23 protein-coding genes are annotated in these 26,046 nt (G+C 38.6%); 13 read left to right on the forward strand and 10 right to left on the reverse strand.

The window, feature by feature from the left end; genetic code table 11:
* Window positions 1-190: 190 nt before the first annotated feature.
* Genes miaB through secG form a run of 5 tightly spaced genes read left to right on the forward strand, consistent with a single transcriptional unit; the run spans window position 191 to window position 4,854 of the window.
* Complete coding sequence (gene miaB / locus OKW21_RS13525) at window positions 191-1,675, forward strand: tRNA (N6-isopentenyl adenosine(37)-C2)-methylthiotransferase MiaB (protein WP_277480088.1); 1,485 nt, start codon at window positions 191-193, stop codon at window positions 1,673-1,675.
* Window positions 1,676-1,686: 11 nt separating this feature from the next.
* Window positions 1,687-2,979: a sigma-54 interaction domain-containing protein gene (locus OKW21_RS13530; RefSeq protein ID WP_277480089.1), complete on the forward strand. Its 1,293-nt coding sequence runs from the start codon at window positions 1,687-1,689 to the stop codon at window positions 2,977-2,979.
* The gene (lptE, locus tag OKW21_RS13535) at window positions 2,966-3,502 is read left to right on the forward strand and encodes an LPS assembly lipoprotein LptE (RefSeq protein ID WP_420870104.1); all 537 of its coding nucleotides are present in this window, start codon (window positions 2,966-2,968) and stop codon (window positions 3,500-3,502) included. Before OKW21_RS13530 ends, lptE begins: the two co-directional genes overlap by 14 nt.
* Window positions 3,503-3,540: 38 nt before the next feature.
* A complete protein-coding gene (locus OKW21_RS13540) occupies window positions 3,541-4,467 on the forward strand; it encodes a tetratricopeptide repeat protein (protein ID WP_277480091.1) in 927 nt (308 codons plus the stop codon).
* Entirely contained in the window at window positions 4,468-4,854 is a 387-nt protein-coding gene (secG, locus tag OKW21_RS13545; RefSeq protein ID WP_277480092.1) for a preprotein translocase subunit SecG, read from the forward strand.
* 54 nt (window positions 4,855-4,908) lie between these two features.
* Here the strand turns inward: secG and OKW21_RS13550 are convergent, their stop codons facing one another.
* Window positions 4,909-5,211, reverse strand: a complete 303-nt coding sequence (locus OKW21_RS13550) for a hypothetical protein (protein ID WP_277480094.1) — start codon at window positions 5,209-5,211, stop codon at window positions 4,909-4,911.
* Window positions 5,189-5,623 carry a hypothetical protein gene (locus OKW21_RS13555; protein ID WP_277480096.1) on the reverse strand — a complete coding sequence of 145 codons (435 nt, stop codon included), beginning with the start codon at window positions 5,621-5,623 and terminating at the stop codon, window positions 5,189-5,191. Before OKW21_RS13555 ends, OKW21_RS13550 begins: the two co-directional genes overlap by 23 nt.
* Before the next feature lie 244 nt (window positions 5,624-5,867).
* Here OKW21_RS13555 and OKW21_RS13560 point away from each other — a divergent pair, with 244 nt between their 5' ends.
* Window positions 5,868-6,146 carry a co-chaperone GroES gene (locus tag OKW21_RS13560; RefSeq protein ID WP_277480098.1) on the forward strand — a complete coding sequence of 93 codons (279 nt, stop codon included), beginning with the start codon at window positions 5,868-5,870 and terminating at the stop codon, window positions 6,144-6,146.
* A 30-nt stretch (window positions 6,147-6,176) separates the two neighbouring features.
* Window positions 6,177-7,820 (forward strand): chaperonin GroEL, encoded by a 1,644-nt coding sequence (gene groL, locus OKW21_RS13565; RefSeq protein WP_277480100.1) that lies wholly within the window; start codon window positions 6,177-6,179, stop codon window positions 7,818-7,820.
* Window positions 7,821-7,938: 118 nt separating this feature from the next.
* Here the strand turns inward: groL and OKW21_RS13570 are convergent, their stop codons facing one another.
* The 3 genes from OKW21_RS13570 to OKW21_RS13580 are packed head-to-tail and all read right to left on the reverse strand — an operon-like array spanning window position 7,939 to window position 11,328.
* Window positions 7,939-8,700: a succinate dehydrogenase/fumarate reductase iron-sulfur subunit gene (locus tag OKW21_RS13570; RefSeq protein ID WP_277480101.1), complete on the reverse strand. Its 762-nt coding sequence runs from the start codon at window positions 8,698-8,700 to the stop codon at window positions 7,939-7,941.
* A gap of 9 nt (window positions 8,701-8,709) precedes the next feature.
* Entirely contained in the window at window positions 8,710-10,623 is a 1,914-nt protein-coding gene (locus OKW21_RS13575; protein WP_277480103.1) for a fumarate reductase/succinate dehydrogenase flavoprotein subunit, read from the reverse strand.
* Window positions 10,624-10,644: 21 nt separating this feature from the next.
* Complete coding sequence (locus OKW21_RS13580) at window positions 10,645-11,328, reverse strand: succinate dehydrogenase cytochrome b subunit (protein ID WP_277480105.1); 684 nt, start codon at window positions 11,326-11,328, stop codon at window positions 10,645-10,647.
* Between the two features lie 453 nt (window positions 11,329-11,781).
* Between OKW21_RS13580 and OKW21_RS13585 the strand changes: the two genes are divergently transcribed.
* The 3 genes from OKW21_RS13585 to fabD are packed head-to-tail and all read left to right on the forward strand — an operon-like array spanning window position 11,782 to window position 15,908.
* Window positions 11,782-14,613: a T9SS type B sorting domain-containing protein gene (locus OKW21_RS13585; protein WP_277480107.1), complete on the forward strand. Its 2,832-nt coding sequence runs from the start codon at window positions 11,782-11,784 to the stop codon at window positions 14,611-14,613.
* Window positions 14,594-15,016: a thiol-disulfide oxidoreductase DCC family protein gene (locus tag OKW21_RS13590; RefSeq protein WP_277480108.1), complete on the forward strand. Its 423-nt coding sequence runs from the start codon at window positions 14,594-14,596 to the stop codon at window positions 15,014-15,016. The genes OKW21_RS13585 and OKW21_RS13590 overlap by 20 nt, the downstream gene beginning before the upstream one ends.
* 16 nt (window positions 15,017-15,032) lie before the next feature.
* The gene (gene fabD / locus OKW21_RS13595) at window positions 15,033-15,908 is read left to right on the forward strand and encodes an ACP S-malonyltransferase (RefSeq protein ID WP_277480109.1); all 876 of its coding nucleotides are present in this window, start codon (window positions 15,033-15,035) and stop codon (window positions 15,906-15,908) included.
* 58 nt (window positions 15,909-15,966) lie between these two features.
* Here fabD and OKW21_RS13600 read toward each other — a convergent pair whose 3' ends face one another.
* From OKW21_RS13600 to OKW21_RS13610, 3 genes are all read right to left on the reverse strand, one after another.
* Entirely contained in the window at window positions 15,967-16,182 is a 216-nt protein-coding gene (locus OKW21_RS13600) for a hypothetical protein (RefSeq protein WP_277480110.1), read from the reverse strand.
* A 284-nt stretch (window positions 16,183-16,466) separates the two neighbouring features.
* The gene (locus tag OKW21_RS13605; protein WP_277480111.1) at window positions 16,467-17,093 is read right to left on the reverse strand and encodes a hypothetical protein; all 627 of its coding nucleotides are present in this window, start codon (window positions 17,091-17,093) and stop codon (window positions 16,467-16,469) included.
* Window positions 17,094-17,273: 180 nt separating this feature from the next.
* Window positions 17,274-18,317, reverse strand: a complete 1,044-nt coding sequence (locus OKW21_RS13610) for an oxygenase MpaB family protein (RefSeq protein ID WP_277480112.1) — start codon at window positions 18,315-18,317, stop codon at window positions 17,274-17,276.
* A gap of 123 nt (window positions 18,318-18,440) precedes the next feature.
* On the opposite strand from OKW21_RS13610, the gene OKW21_RS13615 reads away from it, so the two are divergent.
* Window positions 18,441-19,325, forward strand: a complete 885-nt coding sequence (locus tag OKW21_RS13615; protein WP_277480113.1) for a polyphosphate kinase 2 family protein — start codon at window positions 18,441-18,443, stop codon at window positions 19,323-19,325.
* Between the two features lie 3 nt (window positions 19,326-19,328).
* On the opposite strand, the gene OKW21_RS13620 is transcribed toward OKW21_RS13615, so the two are convergent.
* Entirely contained in the window at window positions 19,329-20,243 is a 915-nt protein-coding gene (locus OKW21_RS13620) for a sugar phosphate isomerase/epimerase family protein (RefSeq protein ID WP_277480114.1), read from the reverse strand.
* A 206-nt stretch (window positions 20,244-20,449) separates the two neighbouring features.
* On the opposite strand from OKW21_RS13620, the gene OKW21_RS13625 reads away from it, so the two are divergent.
* On the forward strand, window positions 20,450-21,775 hold the full coding sequence (locus tag OKW21_RS13625; RefSeq protein ID WP_277480115.1) for a PorP/SprF family type IX secretion system membrane protein: 1,326 nt from the start codon (window positions 20,450-20,452) through the stop codon (window positions 21,773-21,775).
* Between the two features lie 17 nt (window positions 21,776-21,792).
* On the opposite strand, the gene OKW21_RS13630 is transcribed toward OKW21_RS13625, so the two are convergent.
* On the reverse strand, window positions 21,793-22,590 hold the full coding sequence (locus OKW21_RS13630) for an outer membrane beta-barrel protein (protein WP_277480117.1): 798 nt from the start codon (window positions 22,588-22,590) through the stop codon (window positions 21,793-21,795).
* Window positions 22,591-22,789: 199 nt separating this feature from the next.
* Here OKW21_RS13630 and OKW21_RS13635 point away from each other — a divergent pair, with 199 nt between their 5' ends.
* Window positions 22,790-25,975: an FG-GAP-like repeat-containing protein gene (locus tag OKW21_RS13635; RefSeq protein ID WP_277480118.1), complete on the forward strand. Its 3,186-nt coding sequence runs from the start codon at window positions 22,790-22,792 to the stop codon at window positions 25,973-25,975.
* The last annotated feature ends 71 nt before the right edge of the window (window positions 25,976-26,046 follow it).

The raw sequence follows: 26,046 nt of genomic DNA on the forward strand, positions 1-26,046 counted from the left end.
ATTAATTGTTGAAAAAGTGAAAAAGTGTAATTTTTCAAGATTTGTAAGAACTCATTTTTTTTTGACAAAAAATACTGCAACGCCATAAAAATTTAAGCCTACTATAAACGAACTAAAATGACTGCCATTTTGTCACGTATTTTGAATAATAATCAATACCTTTGCTCCATCATAAATAGAAAAGAGCTGCATGCAAGAACTTATTAAAGACTTAGATATCCTTACTGAAAAACAGGAAAAAGAAAACTGTGAAGTGGTTAAAACCTCTCCTGAACAGAATACAGGTAAGCAAAGAAAACTTTATGTAGAAAGTTATGGTTGTCAGATGAATTTCTCAGATAGCGAAATCGTCACTTCTATCATGCAGAAAGAGGGTTTTGATACAACTTCTGATTATGAAAATGCAGATGTGATTCTGCTCAATACCTGTTCTATACGTGATAAGGCAGAACAGACCGTACGCAAGCGCCTTACTCAGTTTAACAAAATAAAGAAATCAAAACCTGAGCTTCTGGTTGGTGTATTGGGCTGCATGGCCGAGCGTCTGAAGAGCAAGCTTTTAGAAGAAGAAAAGATTGTGGATTTGGTTGCTGGTCCAGATGCTTATCGTGATTTACCCAATCTTGTTAAACAGGTTGATGGAGGAGAACGCTCTGTCAATACATTCCTTTCCAGAGAAGAGACCTATGCCGATATCAATCCTGTCCGTCTAAACTCAAATGGAGTCACTGCCTTTATTTCTATCATGCGTGGCTGTGATAATATGTGCTCTTTTTGTGTGGTACCATTTACTAGAGGACGTGAGAGAAGCAGAGACCCTTATTCCATTGTGAACGAAGCAAAAGTATTGTTTGCACAGGGCTACCGGGAAGTTACTTTACTTGGCCAAAATGTTGATTCCTATAAATGGTCTCCTGAAGTAAATAATAAGGCCCGGCTGGAAAAATCAGAAGTATCTGAAGTAATAAATTTCGCAAACCTCCTGGAAATGGTGGCTTTGGTACATCCTGATCTACGTATTCGTTTTTCAACCTCTCATCCCAAAGATATTACTGATGAAGTGCTTCATACAATGAAAAAGTATGAGAACATTTGTAAATACATACATCTACCAGCCCAAAGTGGAAATACCAGGGTGCTTGAACTTATGAACCGTACCTACTCACGAGAGTGGTACATCAACAGAGTAGATGCTATTCGTTCCATTTTAGGGGAGGATTGTGGTATTTCATCCGACATGATCGCTGGTTTTTGTACTGAAACTGAAGAAGAACATCGGGAAACCTTAAGCCTGATGGACTATGTAAAGTATGACTTTTCATACATGTTTTACTACTCAGAACGTCCAGGTACACTTGCAGCCAAGAAATTTACTGATGATATTTCTTTAGACATAAAAAAGAGAAGGCTGAAGGAGATTATTGAAAAACAGCAGCATATTTCTTTGGAAAGAAATCAAAGGGATGTCGGAAAAGTATTTAAAGTACTGGTGGAAGGAACCTCCAAGCGCTCAGACGCTGACCTGCAGGGAAGAAACTCCGCCAACAAAGTAATTGTATTCCCACGAGAATCATTTAAGAAAGGTGATTACGTCAATGTTAAAGTGAAAGATTGCACTGCGGCCACTTTAATCGGAGAGGCTGTACTGGATGAAGAATATTTTTTAAATAAGTAATCATTTTTTGTATGTTGGATCCATCTGAACTTCAGAGCATTAAACAACGCTTTGGTATAATTGGAAATTCACCACGCCTGAATCACGCAGTTGCGATAGCTGCTCAGGTAGCTCCCACAGACATGTCTGTGCTTATTACTGGTGAAAGTGGTAGTGGAAAGGAGTCATTTTCAAAGATCATCCATAACCGCAGCGTTCGTAAACACGGTCAGTTTATTGCCATCAACTGTGGTGCTATTCCTGAAGGAACAATTGATTCTGAATTATTTGGTCACGAAAAAGGTGCATTTACCGGGGCTATGGATGCAAGAAAAGGCTACTTTGAGGTAACCCATGGAGGCACTATATTCTTAGATGAGATAGGTGAAATGCCAATAGGCACGCAAGCCAGGCTACTGAGGGTATTAGAAAATGGTGAATTCATCAAGGTGGGGTCATCAAAAGTATTGAAGTCTGATGTAAGAGTAGTGGCTGCGACCAATGTGAATCTCTTAGAAGCTGTTGAGAAAGGTACTTTTCGCGAAGATTTATATTATCGTCTTAGCTCGGTTCCTATTCATATTCCTCCGCTCAGAGAAAGAGGCAATGATATTGATCTGTTGTTTAGAAAGTTCGCTGCTGATTATTCTGAAAAATACCGGACTAAGCCTATTAGTTTAACTGAAGACGCAAAAGAAGTACTCTTAAAATATCGCTTTCCGGGTAATATCAGAGAGTTAAAAAATCTTGTAGAGAGAATTTCTACCCTTGAGATTGAAAGTAGGGAAATAGATTCTGACAAATTAAGAAGTTATTTGCCTCCCAGCACCAGTAATTTACCCGCCCTTTATGCCAGGTCAGGAGAAAGTGAAAAATTTTCTGAAAGAGACATTCTTTACAAGATTTTGTTTGAAATGCGTCATGACATGACAGAGCTAAAGAAACTGGTGCATCAGGTACTACAAAACGAAAATTACGGTTCTAATATACTAGAGCAGCATCAGGACTTTTTTAATGGTGTAGAAGATGAGATCAAGGAAACAGAAGAGTCATTCAAAACTGCCAACGAAATAGCAAATAACCGTTACCTGCTTGCTAACCCTAACAAGAACAATGACGATGATACTACTTATGAATTAGCGAATATTGAAGACATTACCCATGAGGCTGAGGAAAATGATGACTTATCGCTTGAAAAGAAAGAAAAGGAAATGATCATAAGAGCGTTGAAAAAGAATGATAGGAAAAGAAAATATGCAGCGAAAGACCTGGGTATTTCTGAAAGAACACTATACAGAAAAATTAAGCAATATGAAATTGAGTAGTTTTCTTGTAAATATAGCTTTATTTGTAAGCCTTGCTTTTCTTTTTCATGGCTGTAGTGTGTATTCTTTTTCGGGTGCATCACTTGGGCCTGAGATCAAAACGATTACAATTCAGAATTTTTTTAATGACTCAGGTGGCGGCCCACCTAACATAAGTCAGGTTTTCACTGAAAAGATCAAAGATTATTACCAGCAAAACACTAATTTAAGCCTTGTAGATGATAATGGTGACCTGCTCCTAGAAGGGAGCATTACCCGATATGATTTTACACCGGTAGCACCCAGGTCATCCGGCAGTGATGAAGTAGCGGATGTAGCAAGTCTTATGAGACTCAACATCACAATAACTGCATCTTATATCAACACGCAAGATGATGAGTTTAACTTTGATAATAGAAGTTTTACTTTTTTTGCTGACTTCAATGCAGAACAAGACCCTTCTTCTGTGGAGGATGAACTCATTGTTGAGATCTTTGATCAGATCATTTTTGATATGTTCAATGCTTCCGTTGCCAACTGGTAATTAAACATTTTGAATCGTTAGATTAACATACTTGAGTTATGGGTTTAAATAGACAGACATTAATCAATTTGATGTCATATCCGAATGATATTTCTGAAAGTGAAGTTGCTGAACTTGTGGAAACAGTAGAAAATTTTCCATATTTTCAGTTAGGCCGTTCCTTATTCGCTAAAGCCTTACACGATAAGCAGGCGCCAAATGCATATGAGGCACTGAGTAAAGCCTCTATATATGCTCCCAATAGAAAACTGCTTAGGGCGCTTTTTTACGAAGACCTTCATATTGACAGGGAAGCATTTCAAACTCAATCTCATGTTGACGAAAGTAATGAAGAAAATGCACCTTCAGAAGACCAAAGTTTATCTAAACAAGATCCTTTCAATGCACCTGAAAAATATGAACCGCCTGTAGAATTAAATAATGAACAAGAAGATGAAGTAATTCAGGCTGACGAAGTTTACAATGAGCTTGAGGAAAATCTCAGGAAGCTTCGTGAGAGTAAAAACAGGTTCTCAGAAGAAGAAGAAGAAGAAGAAAAAAAAAAGATAACTGATTCTTCGGATTCAAACCTTCAAAATAATGACGCTTCCAATCAACAAGATTCAGGTTCTCCTGATAATAGTTCTTCCATAGTCCTTGAAGAATTAGCCGAACAAAAAAATGTACCTCCTCAGTTAGATAATAATCAGCAACAACAAAATGAACTAATTGATAAGTTTATCAATTCTCAGGATAACTTGAGTTTAAAAATAAAGTCTACTTCAGAGGAAAAAGGAGAAGTTGAGGATTTATCTTTATATAGTACGGAAATAGCAGACAATATTATTTCTGAAAATTTGGCTAAAATCTATACCCAACAGGGGAAAAAAGATAAAGCTATTGAAATCTATCAGAAATTAATTTGGAAATTTCCTCAGAAAAAAGCGTATTTTGCGGAAATAATAGAATCTTTAAAAGCTGAATAAATGTTTACTTTCATCATATCACTTGCCTTAGTAGCAGCTGTATTACTCATTTTGGTCGTATTATCTCAAAACTCAAAAGGAGGTGGTTTATCATCTCAGTTCGGAGGGGCGGGTTCTTCTAACCAAATGATAGGCGTTAAACGTACAACTGACCTTTTAGAAAAGCTGACCTGGGGGCTGGCCATTGGACTTATTATCCTGTCTTTATCCTCTAGCTTTTTAATAGATACACAAGCATCAGAAAACGGTAGCATTAGTCCTAACATTGATAGAGCACAAGACAGAAGCGTGCTTCCCAATATGAATACGGATGTACCCGCTGGTGATGAAGACTCAACTTCTACGCTTGACCTTGAAGATCTATCAGAAGAAGACGTCAATCCGTAAGTAAGGAATACTTACACTTCTGAATTAATTGAAGCCGGAAAGTTCCGGCTTTTTTTAGGCAGCTTGCCCTATTTTTTGGATTAATTTTCTTTTTGTGATCGGCAAAAGTGTTTCCTCCATTGGACAGTGAAGCTTTGCTATTGCAGCAAAAGCTGCTGGATTAGGCATTGATTTATGGGTGCGAATCAAATCAATTTTAATCTTTTCTAGGGTATTTACAAGATTTCTCTCCTTCACTTCCAGGAACTCAGTATGAATGCCTTTGTATTGCTCATCAGGCGCCTTAAAAGTAGTAATGTGGTAACGAAAAATCTGTATTGAATTTTTGTTCAGCTCACAGATAAATAAAATAACCATTATCGTTTTTTAAAGGAGCTATTCCTATAGGTTCAATGACAATATGTCTGGCTACCTCCTCATAAATGTCAGCACCTATATTCAAACCTTCCTCTAACTTTGGAATCGCGAAACAAATAATTTCTTCTAAAACCTTCATTAATTCACTATCCTGTATTATTTGCTGATAAGTCAGTTTAAGCTTTTCAAAATCAGCTCGGCTCAATTGTTTTGGAAAATTTTCATAGAGAAGGTTCTTGTTTTCTTTTAAGCGAACTAAATTATTGTAGTGAAAAACCAATTCTGAAAGAAAAGGATAAAGTTTTTTCTCTTCAAAATAATCTAGTATCTCTTTCAGATAAGCCATTAAGAGATATTTTTTGTACTCAAAATCAATGAGTCCGTTCGTTAGCCAATCTTCATTAAGCTTCATGTAGGGATATTTTTTTTTGACATAGTTTACATTCTTAAAATTTAAATACTGAAGGTAAATTATGCAAGTGTGAAAAAATGTCAGTGACAAAAATCGTTACTACTGCCAGTAAATTGGTAAAACTGAAAAATTGACGTTAAAACAGGCCAAATAATGAACTTTTAGAGCTTGGCATAAGAAATGCAATAGGCACAATGCAGATTATGATTAAATCTTGAACAATAAAAACTAATTTTTAAACAACATGTCACAAGTATCATTCAAACCTAATGAGGACAGAGTTCTGGTAGAACCTGCCGCAGCTGAAGAAAAAACAGCGTCTGGTATCATCATTCCTGACACTGCTAAAGAAAAGCCACAACAAGGTACAATAGTAGCTGTCGGACCAGGTAAAAAAGATGACCCTCTTACTGTCAAGGTAGGCGACAAAGTTCTCTACGGTAAATATGCAGGAACTGAAATTACATTTGATGGTAAAGAGTATCTTATTATGCGTGGATCAGACATATTTGGTACCCTTTAATCTCAATTACTAACCTAAAAAATTAACAAAATGGCTAAAGAAATATTTTTTAATACGAAAGCAAGAGACAGAGTTAAAAAAGGAGTAGATACTCTGGCAAATGCTGTAAAAGTGACTTTAGGACCTAAAGGTCGTAACGTTGTTATTGATAAGAAATTTGGTGCTCCAACCGTAACCAAAGATGGTGTTTCAGTTGCAAAAGAAATTGAACTGAAAGATGCTATCGAAAACATGGGAGCTCAGCTAGTTAAAGAGGTTGCCTCTAAAACTGCAGACGATGCTGGTGATGGTACAACTACCGCAACCGTGCTGGCTCAGGCGATGTTCTCTCATGGAATCAAAAACGTAGCTGCCGGCGCTAATCCCATGGATCTAAAGCGTGGTATAGACAAAGCTGTAGAAGCAGTAGTGGCTGAACTTAGAAAACAGTCTAAGACTATCAGTAGCTCTAACGAAATCTCTCAGGTTGGATCAATTTCTGCCAACAATGACGAAGAAATCGGTAAAATGATTTCTGATGCGATGGATAAAGTGGGTAAAGATGGTGTAATCACTGTTGAAGAAGCTAAAGGTACAGAAACTGAAGTGAAGCTGGTAGAAGGAATGCAGTTTGACAGAGGTTATCTTTCACCTTACTTCGTTACTGACACCGAAAGAATGGAAGCCAATATTGAGAATCCTTACATCCTGATCTACGACAAAAAGATCTCAGCGATGAAGGAATTGCTTCCTGTACTTGAAGGCGTTGCTCAGACTGGTCGTCCATTGTTGATCATTGCTGAAGATGTTGATGGCGAAGCATTAGCAACTTTGGTAGTAAACAAAATCAGAGGATCACTGAAAATCGCAGCTGTTAAGGCTCCCGGATTTGGAGATAGAAGAAAAGCTATGTTGGAAGACATCGCTATCCTTACCGGAGGAACAGTAATTTCTGAAGAAAGAGGTTACAAACTGGAGAATGCTACGCTTGATTACCTGGGTACTGCTGAAAAAATCAACATTGACAAAGATAATACTACCATTGTTAATGGTGCAGGCAAGCAGGAAGAAATTCAGGCTCGCGTAAACCAAATCAAGCAGCAGATTGAGAATACAACTTCTGATTACGACCGTGAAAAGCTTCAGGAGCGCCTTGCTAAACTCTCTGGTGGTGTAGCTATCCTTTACATTGGTGCTGCCACTGAGGTTGAAATGAAAGAGAAGAAAGACCGTGTTGATGATGCTTTACATGCAACCCGCGCTGCAGTACAAGAAGGTGTAGTCGCTGGTGGTGGTGTAGCATTAGTTCGTGCTATCTCTTCTTTAGAGTCTATCGCGACTGATAATGAAGATCAAGCTACTGGTATTAATATCGTACGTCTGGCACTTGAAGCTCCTCTTCGTGTAATCGTTGAAAACGCTGGCCAGGAAGGTTCAGTTGTAATTCAGAAAGTACGTGAGGGTAAAGATGACTTTGGCTACAATGCACGTACTGACAAATACGAAAACCTATTCAGCGTTGGTGTGATTGACCCTACTAAGGTAACTCGCCTAGCGCTTGAAAACGCAGCTTCTATCGCATCTCTGTTGCTCACTACTGAGTGTGTAATTGCTGATGAGCCAGAAGATGAAAAAGGTGGCGGCGGAATGCCTGCCGGAGCTCCTGGAATGGGAGGAATGGGCGGCATGATGTAATCCTCCCACTTTTAAAAATTATAAAAGGGGTAGCAAAAGCTACCCCTTTTTTTGTCTTAAAACAGAAAAGGCATCCCCTTAAGGACGCCTTAACTAACTTCAACATTGATTATAAACTTTACTTCACTTCTATTTCAGTTGAACCTGCTTTTGCTTTCAAAAATTCACGGTTCATACGAGCGATGTTAGCCATATCAATTTCTTTCGGACATTCGGCTGAACAAGCTCCAGTATTAGTACACGCCCCAAATCCTTCAGCATCCATTTGTGCAATCATCTTCTCCGCACGCTTCTGACGTTCTACCTGACCTTGGGGCAAAAGCGCAAGCTGAGATATTTTTGCGCTTACGAACAACATAGCTGAAGCATTTTTACATGCTGCTACGCATGCGCCACACCCAATACAAGTAGCTGCATTGAATGACTCATCAGCAATTTCTTTAGAAACAGGAATCTCATTGGCATCAGGCACTCCCCCAGTATTAACTGAGACATACCCACCTGCCTGGATGATCCTGTCAAATGCAGAGCGGTCAACCATGAGGTCCTTAATAACAGGAAAAGCCTTAGCTCTCCAGGGCTCAACCACAACGGTTTCACCATCTTTAAAGTGCCTCATATGTAGCTGGCAAGCTGTGGTACCCTTTTGTGGCCCATGAGGCCTGCCATTGATATACATGGCACAGCTACCACATATACCCTCTCTACAGTCGTGATCAAAATGAACAGGCTCTTTACTTTCCTGCTCTAATCTTTCGTTAAGTACATCTATAAGCTCAAGAAAAGACATATGTGTATTAATGTCTTTCATCTCATAAGTTTCAAATTTTCCTTTATCGTTAGCGTTTTTCTGACGCCAGATTTTTAAGGTAACATTCATAATTCTGTTTTATTTATAACTGCGTTGAGTCAGTTTTACATTTTCAAAAACAAGAGGCTCTTTATGTAAAGTCTCGGCTATATCATCACCTGTGTATTCCCAGGCAGATACATAAGAAAAGTTCTCATCGTCACGCTTAGCTTCACCCTCAGGCGTTTGATATTCTTCGCGAAAATGCCCACCCGCAGATTCTTTACGATTAAGTGCATCTTCAATCATCAGTGCACCCAGCTCAATAAAATCAGCAAGCCTGCTGGCTTTTTCAAGGGTCTGATTCAACTCTTCTTCAGCGCCTAAAACTTTTACATCATTCCAGAACTCTTCTTTTATTTTCTTCACTTCCTCACGAGCTTCTTTCAAACCTTCTTCGGTGCGAGACATACCGCATTTGTCCCACATTACTCTGCCCAGTTTTTTGTGCAGTTGATCAACGGTCTGACTGCCCTTAATACTTACAATCTTCTTCAGCTTGGCTTTGACTTCCGCTTCAGCACTTTTAAAAGCTTCATGTGAAGTAGGTATTTTATCGTATGAAGTCCCGGCAAGATAGTCTCCAATTGTATAAGGGATTACAAAATACCCGTCGGCAAGGCCTTGCATCAGCGCGCTGGCACCCAGTCGGTTGGCTCCATGGTCTGAGAAATTGCACTCTCCCAAAGAATAAAGACCCGGAACGGAGGTCATCAAATTGTAATCAACCCAAAGTCCACCCATAGTGTAATGAACGGCGGGATATATCATCATTGGCGTCTTGTATGGATTATCACCCGTTATTTTCTCATACATTTCAAACAGGTTACCATATTTGGCCGAGATCACATCTTCCCCATCTCTTTTGATTGCATCAGCAAAGTCGAGGTATACTGCCAAACCTGTTTCACCTACCCCACGCCCTTCGTCACAAACAGCTTTTGCATTTCTTGAAGCTACATCACGGGGAACGAGATTACCAAAAGAAGGGTATTTTCTTTCCAGGTAATAATCTCTTTCCTCTTCAGGAATATCTTGCGGAGCTCTGTCATCTCCTTTCTTTTTGGGTACCCAAACTCTACCATCATTTCTCAGGGATTCTGACATAAGCGTCAGTTTAGACTGGTATTCGCCTGAGACGGGAATACAGGTGGGGTGTATCTGAGTGTAACATGGATTAGCAAAGTAAGCTCCTTTCTTATGAGCTCTCCAGGCCGCTGTAGCATTACTACCCATAGCATTGGTAGACAGGAAGAAAACGTTGCCATAGCCACCGGTAGCCAAAATTACGGCATGTGCGCTATGGGACTCAATTTCGCCAGTGAGCAGATTTCTCGCTACTATACCTCTGGCTTTTCCGTCCACTGTCACCAGATCTAACATCTCAGTACGCGGGTACATCTTTACTTTACCATTGGCTACCTGACGGCTAAGGGCACCGTAGGCTCCCAACAGCAATTGTTGTCCTGTTTGCCCTCTCGCATAAAATGTCCTGGATACCTGTGCTCCACCAAAAGAACGGTTGGAAAGTAAGCCTCCATACTCTCTTGCAAAGGGTACACCCTGGGCCACACACTGGTCTATAATGTTAACACTTACCTCTGAAAGCCGGTAAACGTTTGCCTCACGAGAACGATAGTCCCCACCTTTTACTGTATCATAGAAAAGTCTGAAAATGCTATCTCCATCATTTTGGTAGTTTTTAGCCGCATTTATTCCGCCTTGAGCAGCAATGCTATGAGCCCTACGGGGGCTATCCTGGAAGCAAAAAGACTTAACATTGTAGCCTAACTCCGCTAATGAAGCAGCGGCTGATGCTCCTGCCAGGCCTGTTCCGACTACAATAATTTCGTACTTACGTTTGTTAGCCGGGTTGACTAACTTAAGGTTAAATTTATGTTTAGTCCATTTTTCTGCAATAGGACCTTCAGGTACTTTAGATTCAAGCGTCATATGAATGGTAATTATATATGATCATAAACTTTGTAGATAAAAATATACGGGCATGGAAGCAAATAACAAAGGGACGACTATTGCGAAAATAAGTCCAACAGTCTTGATAAATGGTGTGTATTTTTTATGACTCAAGCCCAGGGTTTGAAATGCGCTCCAGAATCCATGAGATAGATGAAATGCCAAACCTAGCATCGCAAGTACATACAATAATGAATACCACCACTCTGAAAATGCTGCCTGCACGATCGTATATAGGTCTTTAACTTCACCTCCAGCATAAGTTTTGGTAGGTAATTCACCAAAATGCATCTCATACCAGAATGACCTGAGGTGAATAATCAGGAAAATCAAAACAATAGTACCCAGGATTCCCATGTTTCTTGAACGCCAACTACTATTTTGGTTGGGGTTAGCCAGTTTATATCCTACCGGACGTGCATTTTTGTTTTTGACAGACAAAACCAGCGAATAAACAACATGTAAAATTATTCCTGTATAAAGAATATAAGAGGCAATTTGTATTAAGGGTGAGGTTGTCATAAAATCTGCGTACAAATTAAAAGCTTCCCCTCCATCACTCTTGAACAATAACATGTTTCCTGAAAGATGAACGATTAGAAACGTGATAAGAAACAAGCCTGTCAATGACATAATCACTTTCCTACCGATCGTGCTGGATAATGCTTTAGTGAACCAACTCATATTGTTGTACTGCTATAAATATTAAAAATGTTGATAATTGATTGGCATCAAAAATATACTAGGAATTCTTAGCATCCAAAGAGGTCATCTCTATTTTAATTGCTTCTAAATAATACAAATTTTTTAATATTTTTCTTGATATTTCAACCATTCAAAATCAAAAGAAGTTTATGAAACACTTTAATTTGTTTAATTATTTTTACCAGTTCTTTAAACATACTACATGTTTAGAATATTGAAGTTTTGGGAGTCTCATTTCTGTCAGGAGCGAAGTAATTTTTACAGTATCAAATCGTTATTATTTTATAAATAAAGCACTCAAACAGAAAAATCATAATATTTATTTGTATATTTATATTAATTATACATGTGGAATTTTAGATATCTGCAATTACTTATATAAGTTTAAGTTGCTTAAATTTCCTTGATTCCGAACCATTAAGTCATACTGTTTTGAAACATCCTATACTTAATTTATTTGTTGTGGTTCTGCTCTCATTAATCACAGTCACAGCAGAAGCTACCCATATTAGAGCCGGTGAGATCATCGCGGAATTAATCAATTGTCAGACCAATACCTATCGCTTCAGAATTATTGGATATGAAGATACCGGTTCTGATGTTGAGTTCGGAAATGGCGAAATTTATTTCGGACATGGCGACCCGGTGGATCTAAGCACAGAAAATGATTTTTTTGTACGCGAAGTCATTGACAATGAAAAACTAATCAGGGTAAGTGAGTTTGTGATTGAACATACATTTCCTGGTGCAGGAGAATATACCATTACTTTCCGAGAGTTTAACCGTAATGCGGATATTCTCAACATGAGTAATTCTGTTCAAACTCCATTCTATGTTGAAACTAAACTATTTATTGACCCATTCATAGCTTGTAATAACTCCCCGGTACTCCTCAACCCTCCAGTTGATGGGGCGGTAATAGGAAAACAATTTCTTCACAACCCCGGTGCTTATGACCCTGACGGTGATAGCCTAGCTTACAAATTTGTGGTGCCCAAGCAGGATGTTGATGAGTCTGTTGATGGGTATCAATATCCTGATGAGTATGACCAAACTGCTGGACTAAATCCGAATCCCATCAAACAAGATGGTTCACAGCCAACTGAAATTACTTTAGACCCTCTTACTGGTGAATTATTATGGGATTCGCCTGCAAATGCTGGTGAATACAATGTGGCTTTTATCGTGGAAGAATGGAGACTCATTGAAGGAGAATGGCGTCTTTTAGGGTATGTTACTCGGGATATGCAAATATTAGTAGATGATGCTGAAAATGATCCTCCTGAACTGGCTATCCCCGCTGATACATGTATTGAAGCCGGATCAGAGCTACTCGCTGAAATAGTTGGTACTGACCCTGATGGTGACCGGGTCGTACTCACAGCTTTCGGTGGTGTTTTTGAACAGCTTAGCTCTCCTGCTACTTTTTTACCTGACCCTCCCACACCACAAAGTAGTCCTGCTACCGGCAACTTTAGCTGGCAAACAGATTGCTCGCATGTAAGAGAAAAGCCTTATCAAATCAATTTTAGAGCTGCGGATTATGAACCTGCCACCGGACCATCTTTGGCTGACTTCAAAATCTGGAATGTAACGGTAGTTGCACCTGCTCCTACTGGCTTGGCAGCTGAAGCTGCTCCAGGCAAATCAGTAAATCTTAGTTGGGATAATTACAGCTGCGCTGAGCAAGCTGAAATCATTCAGATCTGGAGAAAAACAGACAGTACTGATTTTGAACCTGCCAATTGTCAGGTTGGCATACCAGAAGGTTTAGGTTATGAACTTGTGGCCGAAGTTGATGCAAATGTAGTTTCTTATAGAGATGAAGGGCTAAACCCCGGCGCCAATTATTGTTATCGCTTGGTCGCCGTTTATCCTCAACCCGGAGGAGGGAAAAGCTATGCTTCTGAAGAAGCATGTGCTCAGATGTTAGCCGATGCTCCCATCATTACTAAAGTCAGTATTGATCAAACCGATATGGAAAACGGAGCGATTAGCATAGGCTGGCGTTCACCTTTTGAAATTGACGAAGCATTATTCCCTCCCCCTTTTACCTATGAGGTGGTAAGAGTTAATCAGCAAAATCCTGAGGGAGCAGGAGAAGTAATTTCTCCAAGGATAGCGGATACTACTTTTGTAGATACTGAACTGAACACGCTGGATGATGTGTATGGTTACAAAATATATCTATACGATGCCAGTGATGATTTAATTGACTCATCTGCGGTGGCATTCTCTGTTAGGCTAGAACCCACTCCATTGGTAGGTAGTATAGCATTAGAGTGGTCAGCTGATGTTCCATGGTCAAATAATTCACCAGAATTTCCATACCACTATATTTATAGAAATAATGTAAATGCAGATGACGAAAGTCAATTTGTACTTATTGATAGCGTAAATGTGAGTGATGGTAACTTCTCATATCTTGATGATGGAAGTTTTAATAATATTGAACTTTCTGATGAAGAAGAGTACTGCTACTATATACTTACCCAAGGTAGCTATGGTAATGACCAAATCAACCCTCCTCCACTGATCAATTTATCACAAATAGCCTGTGCACAGCCAAATGACACTATTCCACCTTGTACGCCATTAGCTTTAAGTATTCCTGATGGATCATTAGAGAGCTGTGAAGTTATCGTAGGTGAAAATTCATGTGATTTTCAAAACTTTGAAAATATATTAGTCTGGGAAGAAGACACTGAAGCATCATGTGACGATGACATACGTTTTTATAATGTTTATTTCTCGGAAAGTGGTGAAGAAGGCACTTTCAATATTATAGGAACTACTGATGAAGCCCGCTATGTACATGGTCCTATATCGTCTTTGGCAGGTTGCTATCGCATTTCAGCAGTTGACCGTTCAGGGAATGAAAGTGGGTTAAGTGAGCCAATTTGTAACGATAACTGCCCATATTATGAACTGCCAAATGTATTTACCCCCAATGGGGATGGCGTAAATGATACTTTCAGACCTATGGATGGCTCTAATGGCGATTTTAGCAGGTGTCCCAGATTTGTAGAAAGTATAACGCTTAGAGTTCATAACCGCTGGGGGAAAGAAGTTTATGCGTATCAATCAGGTAACGAAAATAGTATTTACATTGATTGGGATGGGAGAACTGAAAGTGGAGACTTACTTGCTCCCGGAGTTTATTATTATGTAGCTGATGTTACTTTTATTACCCTTGATCCTGCCAGAAGCCAGCAAACCATTAAAGGTTGGGTAAACATCGTTTATGGAAGAGAACAACTCTGATATTTACCATGATATCGTATTATTTGATGGCGTGTGCATTCTATGTAATCACGCCGTCAGTTTTATTATTAACCGAGATAAACACAAAAGATTTAAATTTGCTTCTTTGCAATCTAGCTTTGGTATAGAAATACAAAAAAAGTATTGTCTTCAAACTCACACTATGGATAGCTTGGTACTTTTCAGTAAAAATAAATCTTATCTAAAAAGTAGAGCTGCATTAGAAATAGCTAAAAAGCTAAACGGGCTCTGGCCCATTGTATACATTTTTATCCTTGTTCCTCCCCCAGTTCGTAACACGGTTTACGATCTGCTTGCCAAATACCGTTATAATATATTTGGAAAATCCGAAAGCTGTAACTATCCTTCGGACGAACTGAAAGAGAGGTTCATAGAATATTAACCAACCTATTTTTTATATGAAGGCTTATGTATTTCCCGGACAAGGGGCCCAATTTCCCGGTATGGGTAAAGATCTTTATGAAAATAATTTAAAAGCCAAGGATTATTTTACTAGGGCTAATGATGTACTCGGCTTCAAGATAACCGATGTAATGTTTGAAGGTAGCGAGGAACAACTCAAACAAACTAAGATTACTCAGCCTGCCATCTTTTTACACTCTGTGGTCTTAGCTTTGACAACAGATGAATTTCATCCCAATGCGGTAGCAGGCCATTCATTGGGAGAGATCTCTGCACTTGTCGCCAATGGAACTCTCGCATTTGAAGATGGGCTGACACTTGTATTAAAAAGAGCACTTGCAATGCAGCATGCCTGTGAGATCAACCCTTCATCAATGGCTGCTGTATTAGGCTTAGAAGACGCTATCGTAGAGGACGTATGTAGAAGCATTGAGGAAGAAATAGTGACTCCGGCTAATTACAACTGTCCCGGACAAATTGTGATCTCCGGAACCCACAAGGGTTTGGAGATTGCGGGAGAAAAGCTTAAAGAAAAGGGTGCAAAAAGAGTAGTGCCATTAGCGGTTGGGGGAGCATTTCATTCTCCTTTAATGCAACCTGCTCATGATGAACTAGAAGAAGCAATCAATGCTACAAATTTTAACGCTCCTAAGTGTCCTATCTACCAAAACGTAGATGCTCTACCTTATAATGACGTTGAGTCCATAAAGAAAAATTTGATCGCACAACTTACCGCACCAGTCAGATGGGCACAGTCAGTGGCTAACATGATTAGTGAGGGAAATGACCATTTCGTAGAATGTGGCCCCGGTAAAGTGTTGCAGGGACTTATCAAAAAAGTTGACCGGTCGGCTAAAACAGAAAGTATTTAATCAAAACAGAACCTTAGAAGAGTACTAATCATTAGTATTCTTCTAGGTATTACTATGATTAATTAGAATATTTGTTCGTCCTATCTATAAGATATTTTCTGGAGAAACATTGATTTACTTGCTTGGCATTGACTGTTTTTTCAACTTTTCTATGTTGAATCAGCTGTTTATCAATATCCTCAATAAACGATTTCATCCGCTTAATTTGCTCAGCCAAGGTCTTATTATATTCTTTTAAAGCCTCAATGAGATCGCTGGTTTTGTTATTTTTCATAGTTCAGACGTTCAAAAAAATTACATTCTAAAATAAACATTACATAGGCATTATTACAAGTAAAATTAAGGATTTATTTATTAGAAGTGTACAATATGATATTCATTTTATGAATATAAAGCACTCTTAATAGACTGATAAATTCTTAATACACAGATAATCAAATACTTATGCTTTGAAAATAATTAGACGTTCACATAACTCAAGAAAAGACCAAAAAATTCTCCAATAATGAAAAAAGCCTGGAACCCCAGGCTTTTTTTGTTTTGGAACAATATGATTATTTAAAGGACATCTATTAAAATAAGGACCAGGCCTACAACGAGTAAAATTGCACCTATAGGATAAAGGACTGCCCCTCCTATGATAAGTAGTATTAAACCTACAGCTCCAATGATAATTCCGGTTCTGGTATTTCCAGAGACAGCCATTTGCTGTTTTACTTCTTCAGGTGCCTTTTTATATTCTTTGGCCAACGCTTTTATTTCTTTTTTCAACTCTCTTTTTTCTTGCCTCTGTTCTTTTCTAAGTTCCCTTTTTTCTTCTTTACTTAAAGCTGACTGACTTTCTTCAATCTTTGTCTCAAGTTCATTTAGCGCTTTTACTTTTTCAATCCTATTCTCTACACTTTCAATTTTTTCCTTAATCGATTGTTTCGCTACGATGGCTTCTGCAGATGCATATACTTTTGCTTCCTTTTCAAGGGGATTTTCAATTTCTATAGGTTTATCATCATTTGTAGAAGTAATTTCTTGAGAAGTTAATGCTTCATTTGTTTGATTTACTTTCTTAGGGGTTTGCTTAAAATAATAAGAATTTCCAAAAGCAACTTTACTGGATTCACATGATGAGAAAAACACTAACGACACGAGTGAAAGCGATAAGCCCAATGTAATCTTGATACTTTTCATAGAGTAATTGATTTGGTTAGTAGACTATTTCGAAGAACAATAAAAAACTTTTAATGGAGTTTTGCTTTATTTTTCTCCAATATATGGTGTAAATAGTCTTAATAGTGAACATTTTGTTGATAAAACGCACACTAGTGAAAAGTATGTATTTACTCTTAATCTCCAGAAAGGTTCAGTAGATTATTTTGATAACGCTTCAGGTATATTAATACTTACTTTTTTCAATTCATTCATTTTGATCTGATTATTCATCTGTCCTTTGGCTTGAAGGTAGGTGTCTGAATAGCCGCCAAAGAGACTTTTTATCTGATTCCAATGTTTTAGTGGACGAAGCATGTAACTATCCGGTAGATACGGCTTAGGAACATGCAAAATGTCCGCAATTTTATCACCCAGCAGAAAGCGCATATATTTTGGTGCTAGCCATTGGAGTGTGCTATCAGTATTAGTATCTATGTAAGCCAATAATGCTTTAGTCAAACTAATCCCCGCCTCAGAAGTCGCAAATTGGCGATTAGAGATCATCTTATCTAAAATAAAAGCTTCCTTTGAGGTATCAGCCAAAAGAATCTCGTCTACGCCCATGATGTAACTTGCTACATTCCACAAATGAATATAAGCTTCACTTTCAGCTTTTGTAATATTGTAGCCTAGTTTTCTCATTCCACGGATAGGAATTAGTGAAAATGACAGATTTGTACCTGCCATGTCTTCCTGATTTATTGGTTCCCCCCACTGTTTATTCCACCTGGCACTCCTACTAATATGATATCTGATAGATGCGTGAATGAGCCTCACTTTCTGCACGCTGGAGATTGCACTTCCATCAGTTTCAAAGCTGCCCCTACTTGCTACATCAAAAACAAATTTACCTGTTTCAAGCAAGCGTTTTGCGGTATCATGCTGCATCCTTTCAGACATCAATAGTACCTGGGCACCATTTGCAGCAGCATAATCATAAGGAAGAGACATGAACGCTAACATCAGGCTCAATGTAGATGCGTGTTTTTTAAAGAAAGTTTGAGCCTGCTCAATGCGTTGATAATCAGCCCATATTGGTAATTTTCTACTTTGCTTTAAAAACAATTTTACTTCGGAGGGCAGGTTTTCAGGGATATCGTAATTATTTTGGTTAAGATTATTTACCAACTCCCGAAAAAGGGATGATTGTTCTGATTTGAAGATGGCTGCTACGGCTTTATCAGCAGGAGGATCAGTTTTCATCCTCATATGATCCAGATATGTATTCTGATAATATTTAATTTTTTTCTGCATCCTATAAATTTATACATTAACAATCTGCACTACTCAGAGTTTTGTTTCGCAGCTAAAAATAAACCTTACTCCATGTTTGATATTAACAATTTGATCGCTCATCCCCATAATCAGATTAAGCTAAGTGATTATTCAACTCAATATGTAGGAACTTTTACAGATAAGTCAGATTCAGGGCCTGTTAGAAAGCAAAACCTGGAAAGGCTAACCCAACTTCAGGATATGCTTTATGCATTTGACAAGCACGCAGTCCTGCTTATTTTTCAGGCAATGGACGCAGCAGGCAAAGATGGTACGATTAAGCATGTGATGTCAGGCGTAAATCCACAGGGCTGTGAAGTAGTTAGTTTCCAGGCACCTTCAACCAATGAGCTTAAGCACGATTTTTTATGGCGTACCTACAGAAGACTCCCGGAAAGAGGAAAAATAGGAATCTTTAATCGCTCTTATTATGAAGAAGTTTTAGTCACTAAGGTGATGCCCCAGTTTATCCTCAAACAGAGAATTCCCGGAATCAGGAGCCTGAAAGATATCAATCAAAATTTTTGGGAAGAACGCTACCGCTCTATCAATGAAATGGAAAGGCATCTTCATCAGAATGGTACAGTTATTCTTAAATTCTTTCTCCATGTATCCAGAAAGGAACAAAAGAAAAGATTCATGGATAGAATCCTTAAAGCTGATAAGCATTGGAAATTTGATATGAGCGATATAGAGTCAAGAGACAATTGGGATAAGTTTCAAAATGCATACGAGACCATGATCAATCATACTTCAACCAATTATGCACCCTGGTATATCATTCCAGCCGACCATAAATGGTTTATGCGCACCGCTGTAAGCCAAATACTGGTGGACAAACTGGAAGAACTGGATTTACATTACCCGAAGGTTACAAAACTACAGCAGGAAAATATTGAAAAGGCAAAGCAGATATTATCTACGGAAAAAAAATAAGCATTACAATCTTTCCAGATAATCAATACTGTTGCTGATATCCTTAAAAATATCATCTGACTGCTGTAAATTCAAAAAGTAATACGGAACATCGCTCAAGGCTTCAACTTTTAGGATTGAATCAAAATTGATCTTACCCTCTCCTATCGCTTTAAAAGTTTTTTGGGGCAAGCTAACTGCGCGATAAATTTGGGCAGTATCATCGCTTATATCTCCTAGATGAAGTAATGAAATGTAATTATCATACTTGGAGATAAAATCTTCAATATTAATATCTGCTATACCACACCAAAAAATATCAAGTTCTAGCTGCACCAGCTCCGGATTGAGTACATTCAGCATTACTTCAATAGGGGATGTATTTTCAGTAGGCTGAAATTCAAATGAATGGTTATGATAACAGAGTTGAACGCCCATGTTTTTACATATTTCCCCCCCTTCATTCAGTTGACTTGCAAAATTTTTATACCATTCCAGATCACCTCTGTCCTGAGGAAAGATATTGGGAAACACCAGGTAGGGAATTTCATATTTAACGGCTTCATTAACTAATTCTTTAAAATCTTTAATGTTTGAGGGTTTAGCACTACCAAAAGCTGTGAATGGCTGCCAATTGCCGGTTAAATAAGGGCTTGGAAAGTGAGTTGCATGTAGCTGAAAGCCCATGCCTATCAATATGGGGTGCAGTTGTTTGAGTAATGCAGGGTCGGAAAGTTCCAAATGCCTAATACCTGCTGTGTGGATAAACGCCAAGGTTTCCTGAGGTCGTTTTATTAGTTCATCTACTATGCAACCCAAATGGAGTCCTACTTTGTCCATAATATTTTCCTGCCTGAAAGGCTTTTTTGTGGCCGCAAAATGAAGAGGTACCACGGATAGCATACTGGATAAAAAGCTTCTTCTGGAAAGATATGCCATAACTTATGCTTTAAGTGGTATTTTTTAAAGTGAATAATTAACCTACAAAAAATGAAAATAGTATAATCAAATAAAAAAATGGTTTGAAATATTAGTTTAGGGCTGATGCTTACATACTGTTGATCATGAGTGTAGAGCCAAGCAAACTGGAATATCAGTAGATACTAAAAAAATCACCAATTTAGTATTGACCAAGTGCTCAAACCATGAGAATAGCTATCATAATCTTTTTAGTCTTTTTGACTCATTGCGTCTTTGCCCAAACCCCACCCTTAAGCCATTATCCACTTAGCCCTTCGTTATTTAACCCTGCATATATAGGGCAGAAAGGCAAAGCAGAAATAGTACTCAATCATAAACAGCAGTGGGTAGGAATCAACAATGCTCCTTCAATCTCTAATTTCCAGTTAAGCTTACCAGTAATAAAGCCCATTAGCATAGGAATACGTGCTCAACGATTCACTCGTGGCGCAATTAACACTAATAATGTCAATGCACTATTCTCTTATCACGTTCCTTTTGGGATCAATACCGGCCTCACATTTGGATTGGCCGGCGGTATACAAAAGAGCGGAATTGAAAAAAACAGCACTTTCAATCTCTCAGATCCGGCAGTAGTGGCCTATTCTGATACGCCCATACTTCCCGATTTAAAGTTCGGGCTAAGTTATCGTTACCAACAGTTAAATTTAGGTGTTTCATTTACTGAAATGCTAAAATCTGATATTTACGGATCTACATTAGCAGAAAACAAGGATGTAAAATTTTATGAAAATTACATTGTAAATTTAGATTACAAATTTAAGTTTCCTGCCTCAAAATTAATTGTGCAACCCTTTATGCTGTATACGGCAAGCCCAATTAGTAGATCCTATTTTGAAGCAGGGAGCCTGCTACGTTTACAAGACCTGATTTATATCGGTGGTTCATTTCGTGAGGACTACGGGATAAGCATACTTACCGGCTTTGAAAATGAAAAATTTAGCTTTGGGTATGCCTATGAACTTGCTTCAAACCTCGTAAATAGCATAGGTCAAGGTTCACATGAACTCCAAGTGAGCTATCGCTTTGGTAAGGCTCTCCCCATTAAAAAAGAGAAAAAGAAAAAAGAAGAACCTCAGATTGAGAAAGAATCCGAGCAAGCAGCCCCAACAGAAGAGGATAATACCCTGGCAGAGGCTATACCCACGAATGAAGAGGATGTAACAACAAACGAAGATGAGTTTTATTTATTAGAGAATACTACGGCCCACACGGTTTACCACAGGGGTAAAGCTGGCAATGAGTTGCCGATTGGCTTTTACGTGATTGCCGGAGCTTATCATTCAAAGGAAAGTGCTGACAACCGAACTGTTCAATTGAGCAGGCAGAACCTGTTTGCTGCCAATGCCTACAATTCAGAAAGCAAGCTCTACCTTGTTTTTGTGTATCGTACTGAATTTTTGGAAAAAGCTAAAACCGCCAGGGATAGTTTCATAAAAAAGGCATCTTTAAAAGACGCCTGGTTGCTTGAGATCAGAGAAAAAGATTAAAAGAAATTACGCAATGATCACCTTCTTTTGATACTCTTTCCACGTCGCATTCCCCAGATATCAAGGTACATGGCATACGCAACAGAAACACTTAATTGTGAATGCCCGAAGCTATAGTTTTCATCAACATCAGTGGTTCCGATAGGCAAGTCTAGATTGCTACCCATAAAAGTGCTTCCCCAGGTATAACGGAGGTCAAACTGAAAGATATCTCCTCTCCTGTTTACAGGAACTTCAATACCTGTACCTGCACTTAAGCCGAACTGTAATCGATTAGCATCTTCTGCATACAATATATTTTCCTGGCTATTTGGCGCTAAGAACTGTATTTGGTATTCAGTTTTTACCAAATCAGTTGAGCCATAAGTTTCAAGACTCGTCAAATTACCTTTACCTCCTAACCAATACGCGATGTGTGGACCTGCATTCACATATATTCTGGGAGACTTAGGCTCTTTTCTAAGGGGAAAGGTCAATCTTAGCATCAGCGGCATTTCCAGAAAATGATAGCTGGCATCGTGTATCCTTTTTAATGTAATTAATTCATTGGTTTTCTCTTTTTTCCCTCTTTGCGCATAGTATAACTCACTATAAAAAGAAAGCTGATCACTCAACTTAAAGCTATACAGAGCACCAAATTGTGGAGAGTAGGCCATGCCGCTGGTATAATCTGCTCCTTCAAAGAGTTTTGCATAACGAGCCCAGTTCGTCTGATATCCGAGCTTTGGGCCAAAAAGTATTTGAGAACTGGCCTCATTGCTCATAAATAAGATAAGAATCAGTACATAACCGATTGTTTTTAATTGCTTAGTCATAATCAAAAACGCCAATTAGGAAAACATTTAGTTCCGCTGAGAAAAGATTCATAAAACGAAACTACAAAATAGCGTATTTCAGCTATGTCTTAATTGATTTCAATCACAACAGTGTAAGATATAGCCTATGAAAACATTTTAAAATCCCCTAATAAGGTTCAAAGTTTGCCATTGATTATAAGTAGCTACAAATCACAAAATGGCGCGATTTTACAGATTATTTTTACTCTTCTTTATTACTGCAACATATTGCAATGCGCAGGTTCAACTGACCAACTTTTATCCTCATGCTGCCAACTATTATGATACGCTCTTCATCGTTGGTAGTGGATTTGGTAATGACGCTAATCAACTGAAGGTTCACCTTGGAGCTGGTAAAGCTCAGATTTCAAGTGTCAGTGATCAGCTAATAAAAGTAGTTGTGCCCAATACTGCTACATTTGGGAGTGTAGTGGTTACCGACTTGTTAAACCAGCTTAGCTTATCATTTCCTGTACCGTTTTCGCCTACTTATCAATCCTCAAGCTTTGACAATTCCAACCTTAGCCTGAATAACAAAATTATCAACGAAGAAGCCGGCCTTTATGATCTCTGTAGTTGTGACTTTGATCTGGATGGAGACATTGATATTGCGACTGTAAATAATGATGAGTCTGCTAAAATTACTTCAGTAGATGTATTTACCAATACAACAGCTACTCCCGATAATGTCAGCTTTGTTAATGTTACTGGCTCAAATTTTAATATCAATGCACCCGCAAGAAATGTAAAATGCAGTGATCTTGATGGCGATGGTATGGCGGAGTTGATTGTGAGTCAGGGTGGTACTGTAGCAGAAAATATTTATGTATTCCAGAATTTAAGTTCGCCTTCCTCTATCAGATTTTCTTCCCCAATTGTGCTAAGCACTAACTTTGAAGGACTTACCAATGGCACTAGAAGAATTGAGATACATGATCTGGATGGGGACCATAAGCCTGAAATAGTAGTAAGCAATCAAACAGCCAAGGTATTAATCGTTTTTAAAAATGAAAGCAGCGGTGGGATCATCAAATTTCCAACTGACAAAAGACATTTTATCAACGTGCCTACAAACACACTCGGTTTGGTTATCAATGATATTGATGGTGACAATAAAGCGGATATAATTGCTTCTAATAATCTGGGAAGCAATTTCTACGTCATAAAAAACAAGAGTACGCCAGGCATATTTACATTCGCACCTCCGCTAACCATAAATATTAGTGGGCAATTGGTCAACTTAGCATCAGGAGATATAGACAAGGACGGTAAACAAGATATTGTACTCACTGATTTTGATGATGGTGCTATTATTTTACTATTGAATCAAAGCACTTCGTCGGAGATCACTTTCGCTACACCAATACGCATGAATGCCGCGTTTCAACCCTGGGGTATCACACTTGCCGACATAAGCGGTAATCAGCAAACTGATATCATTGTTTCTACGCAAGCCTCTACTGACAAAGTGCTCATCTTAAAAAATAATTCTCTCCCCGGTGACCCGAATTTTGAATTGATCCATGCAGGCTACCCTGCCGCCTACAGAAATATCAATGTTGCAGATGTGAATAATGATGCCAAACCTGATATACTTGTCACAGAAAAAGATGCTTTTGGAAATCATACCATTGACTATATCCAAAACACCAGTTGTCAGGAAGTAATCATATTTCCTGAAAATCCTCCGGCAATATGTGAAGCGAGTCCTTTAACTTTACACACCTATCAAAATACTAACCTGAGCTATCAATGGAAGAAAGATGGGTCACCCATTACTGGAGAAACCAATACATCATTAGTTGTCAGTCAGGCGGGAACTTATACATTGGAAGTCACAGATATTTATAGTACCTGTATCACAAGTTCTGATGACATTGTGATTACTGAAGATAGTGGTGAAAAACCAGAGGTACCTGACATCACAGCACCTGCACAGGTCTGTGAAGGTGATGATATAGTAATGTCTGTCGCATTTGAACCTGACCTTACTTATCGCTGGAGTGGACCTAATGGTTTTAAGTCTACTGAAGTGAATCCCGTAATCCCTAATGCAGGAATACAGCATGCCGGTGAATATCTCTTGGAAGTAAGAAAGGGCCTCTGTAATAGTAGCCGGAAGTCAGTAATAATCAATATCATAGAACAGCAAACATTGAGTGTTTCTGTAAATGGTTCGTTAAATTTATGTCCCCAGGATTCAGTAACATTGCTACTTGATGATGCAGGTCTAACCAATATTCAATGGTTCAAAAATGATGAGCCAGTAAGTGGAGCTACGACAGGTTCAATCAAAATATCTGAAAGTGGAAATTTTTATGCGAGTGCAAAAAACTCAAACGGCTGCACTGCCATTACAGACATATTTGTGATTGAGAAAAATATACTTGATGCAACATTTGACATTGATGCCACTTCTATTTGTGTAGGTGATACCCTTACGCTTAACAGCAATAATTCTAGTCATAATAGTTCTGAATATACCTATCAGTGGGAATTTGGAAACGGAACTCTTACAACGGGAACAACTACTCAATACGTTTACAACTCAGCAGGTACTTATTTAATTACACATACAGTGATTTTAGGAGATGGTATTTGTTCTAACCAACTGACAAAAAGCATTACTGTGCTACCCTCTCCCTCTTTTCAAATAAATACTTCTTCTGAAATAATATGCGAAAATGATACGGTCAGCTTAAATATTACAGGAGAAACCGGTTCTCTCGTGTGGGAAGATGGCAGTACGCAAACCACAAGACTCATCACCGAGGAAGGTACATATAGCGTGACCCTAATCAATGAAAGTGGGTGTAGTACGACCAAATCAATCCTCATACATCAAGGTTCATCGCCTGAAGTAAGCATTGAAATACTAGGCAGCGATCATATTACAAGAGGCGATTCCATACAAATTTCAGCTAGTGGTGCTGAAGCGTATTTCTGGTTTGCTGCCGATGGGCTAAGAGATAGCACAATAGCCAACCCTTTTGTAAAACCAACGCATACTACCACCTATACATTGCAGGGAACCTCTGAAGATGGCTGCAGCACACTCAGTGAGGTAACGATATATGTAGAGATAGATCAAATAACCCTGGATGCACTGGACATATTTTCACCAAACGGCGACGGTATAGAAGACCGTTGGGTAGTAAACAATTTTGATCAATATCCTGAGTGTTATTTCATAGTATTTGATATTCAGGGTAGAGAGGTTTACAGATCAGGTTTACCTTACCAGAACGACTGGGAAGGCCAAAACTCACAGGGCAGCCCCCTCCCTGAGGGCGTATACTATTACGTGGTGAGGTGTGATGGAAAAAATAACAAAGGTAGCGGTAGTGTAACAATACTTCGCTAAACCCCATTTGTACAATTCATAAACAAAAACTTTATGTTCTTTGGTTTTTGTACATGGTAATGCTCTAGACT

It is taken from the genome of Catalinimonas alkaloidigena (assembly GCF_029504655.1).
GTDB classification, from domain to species: domain Bacteria; phylum Bacteroidota; class Bacteroidia; order Cytophagales; family Cyclobacteriaceae; genus Catalinimonas; species Catalinimonas alkaloidigena.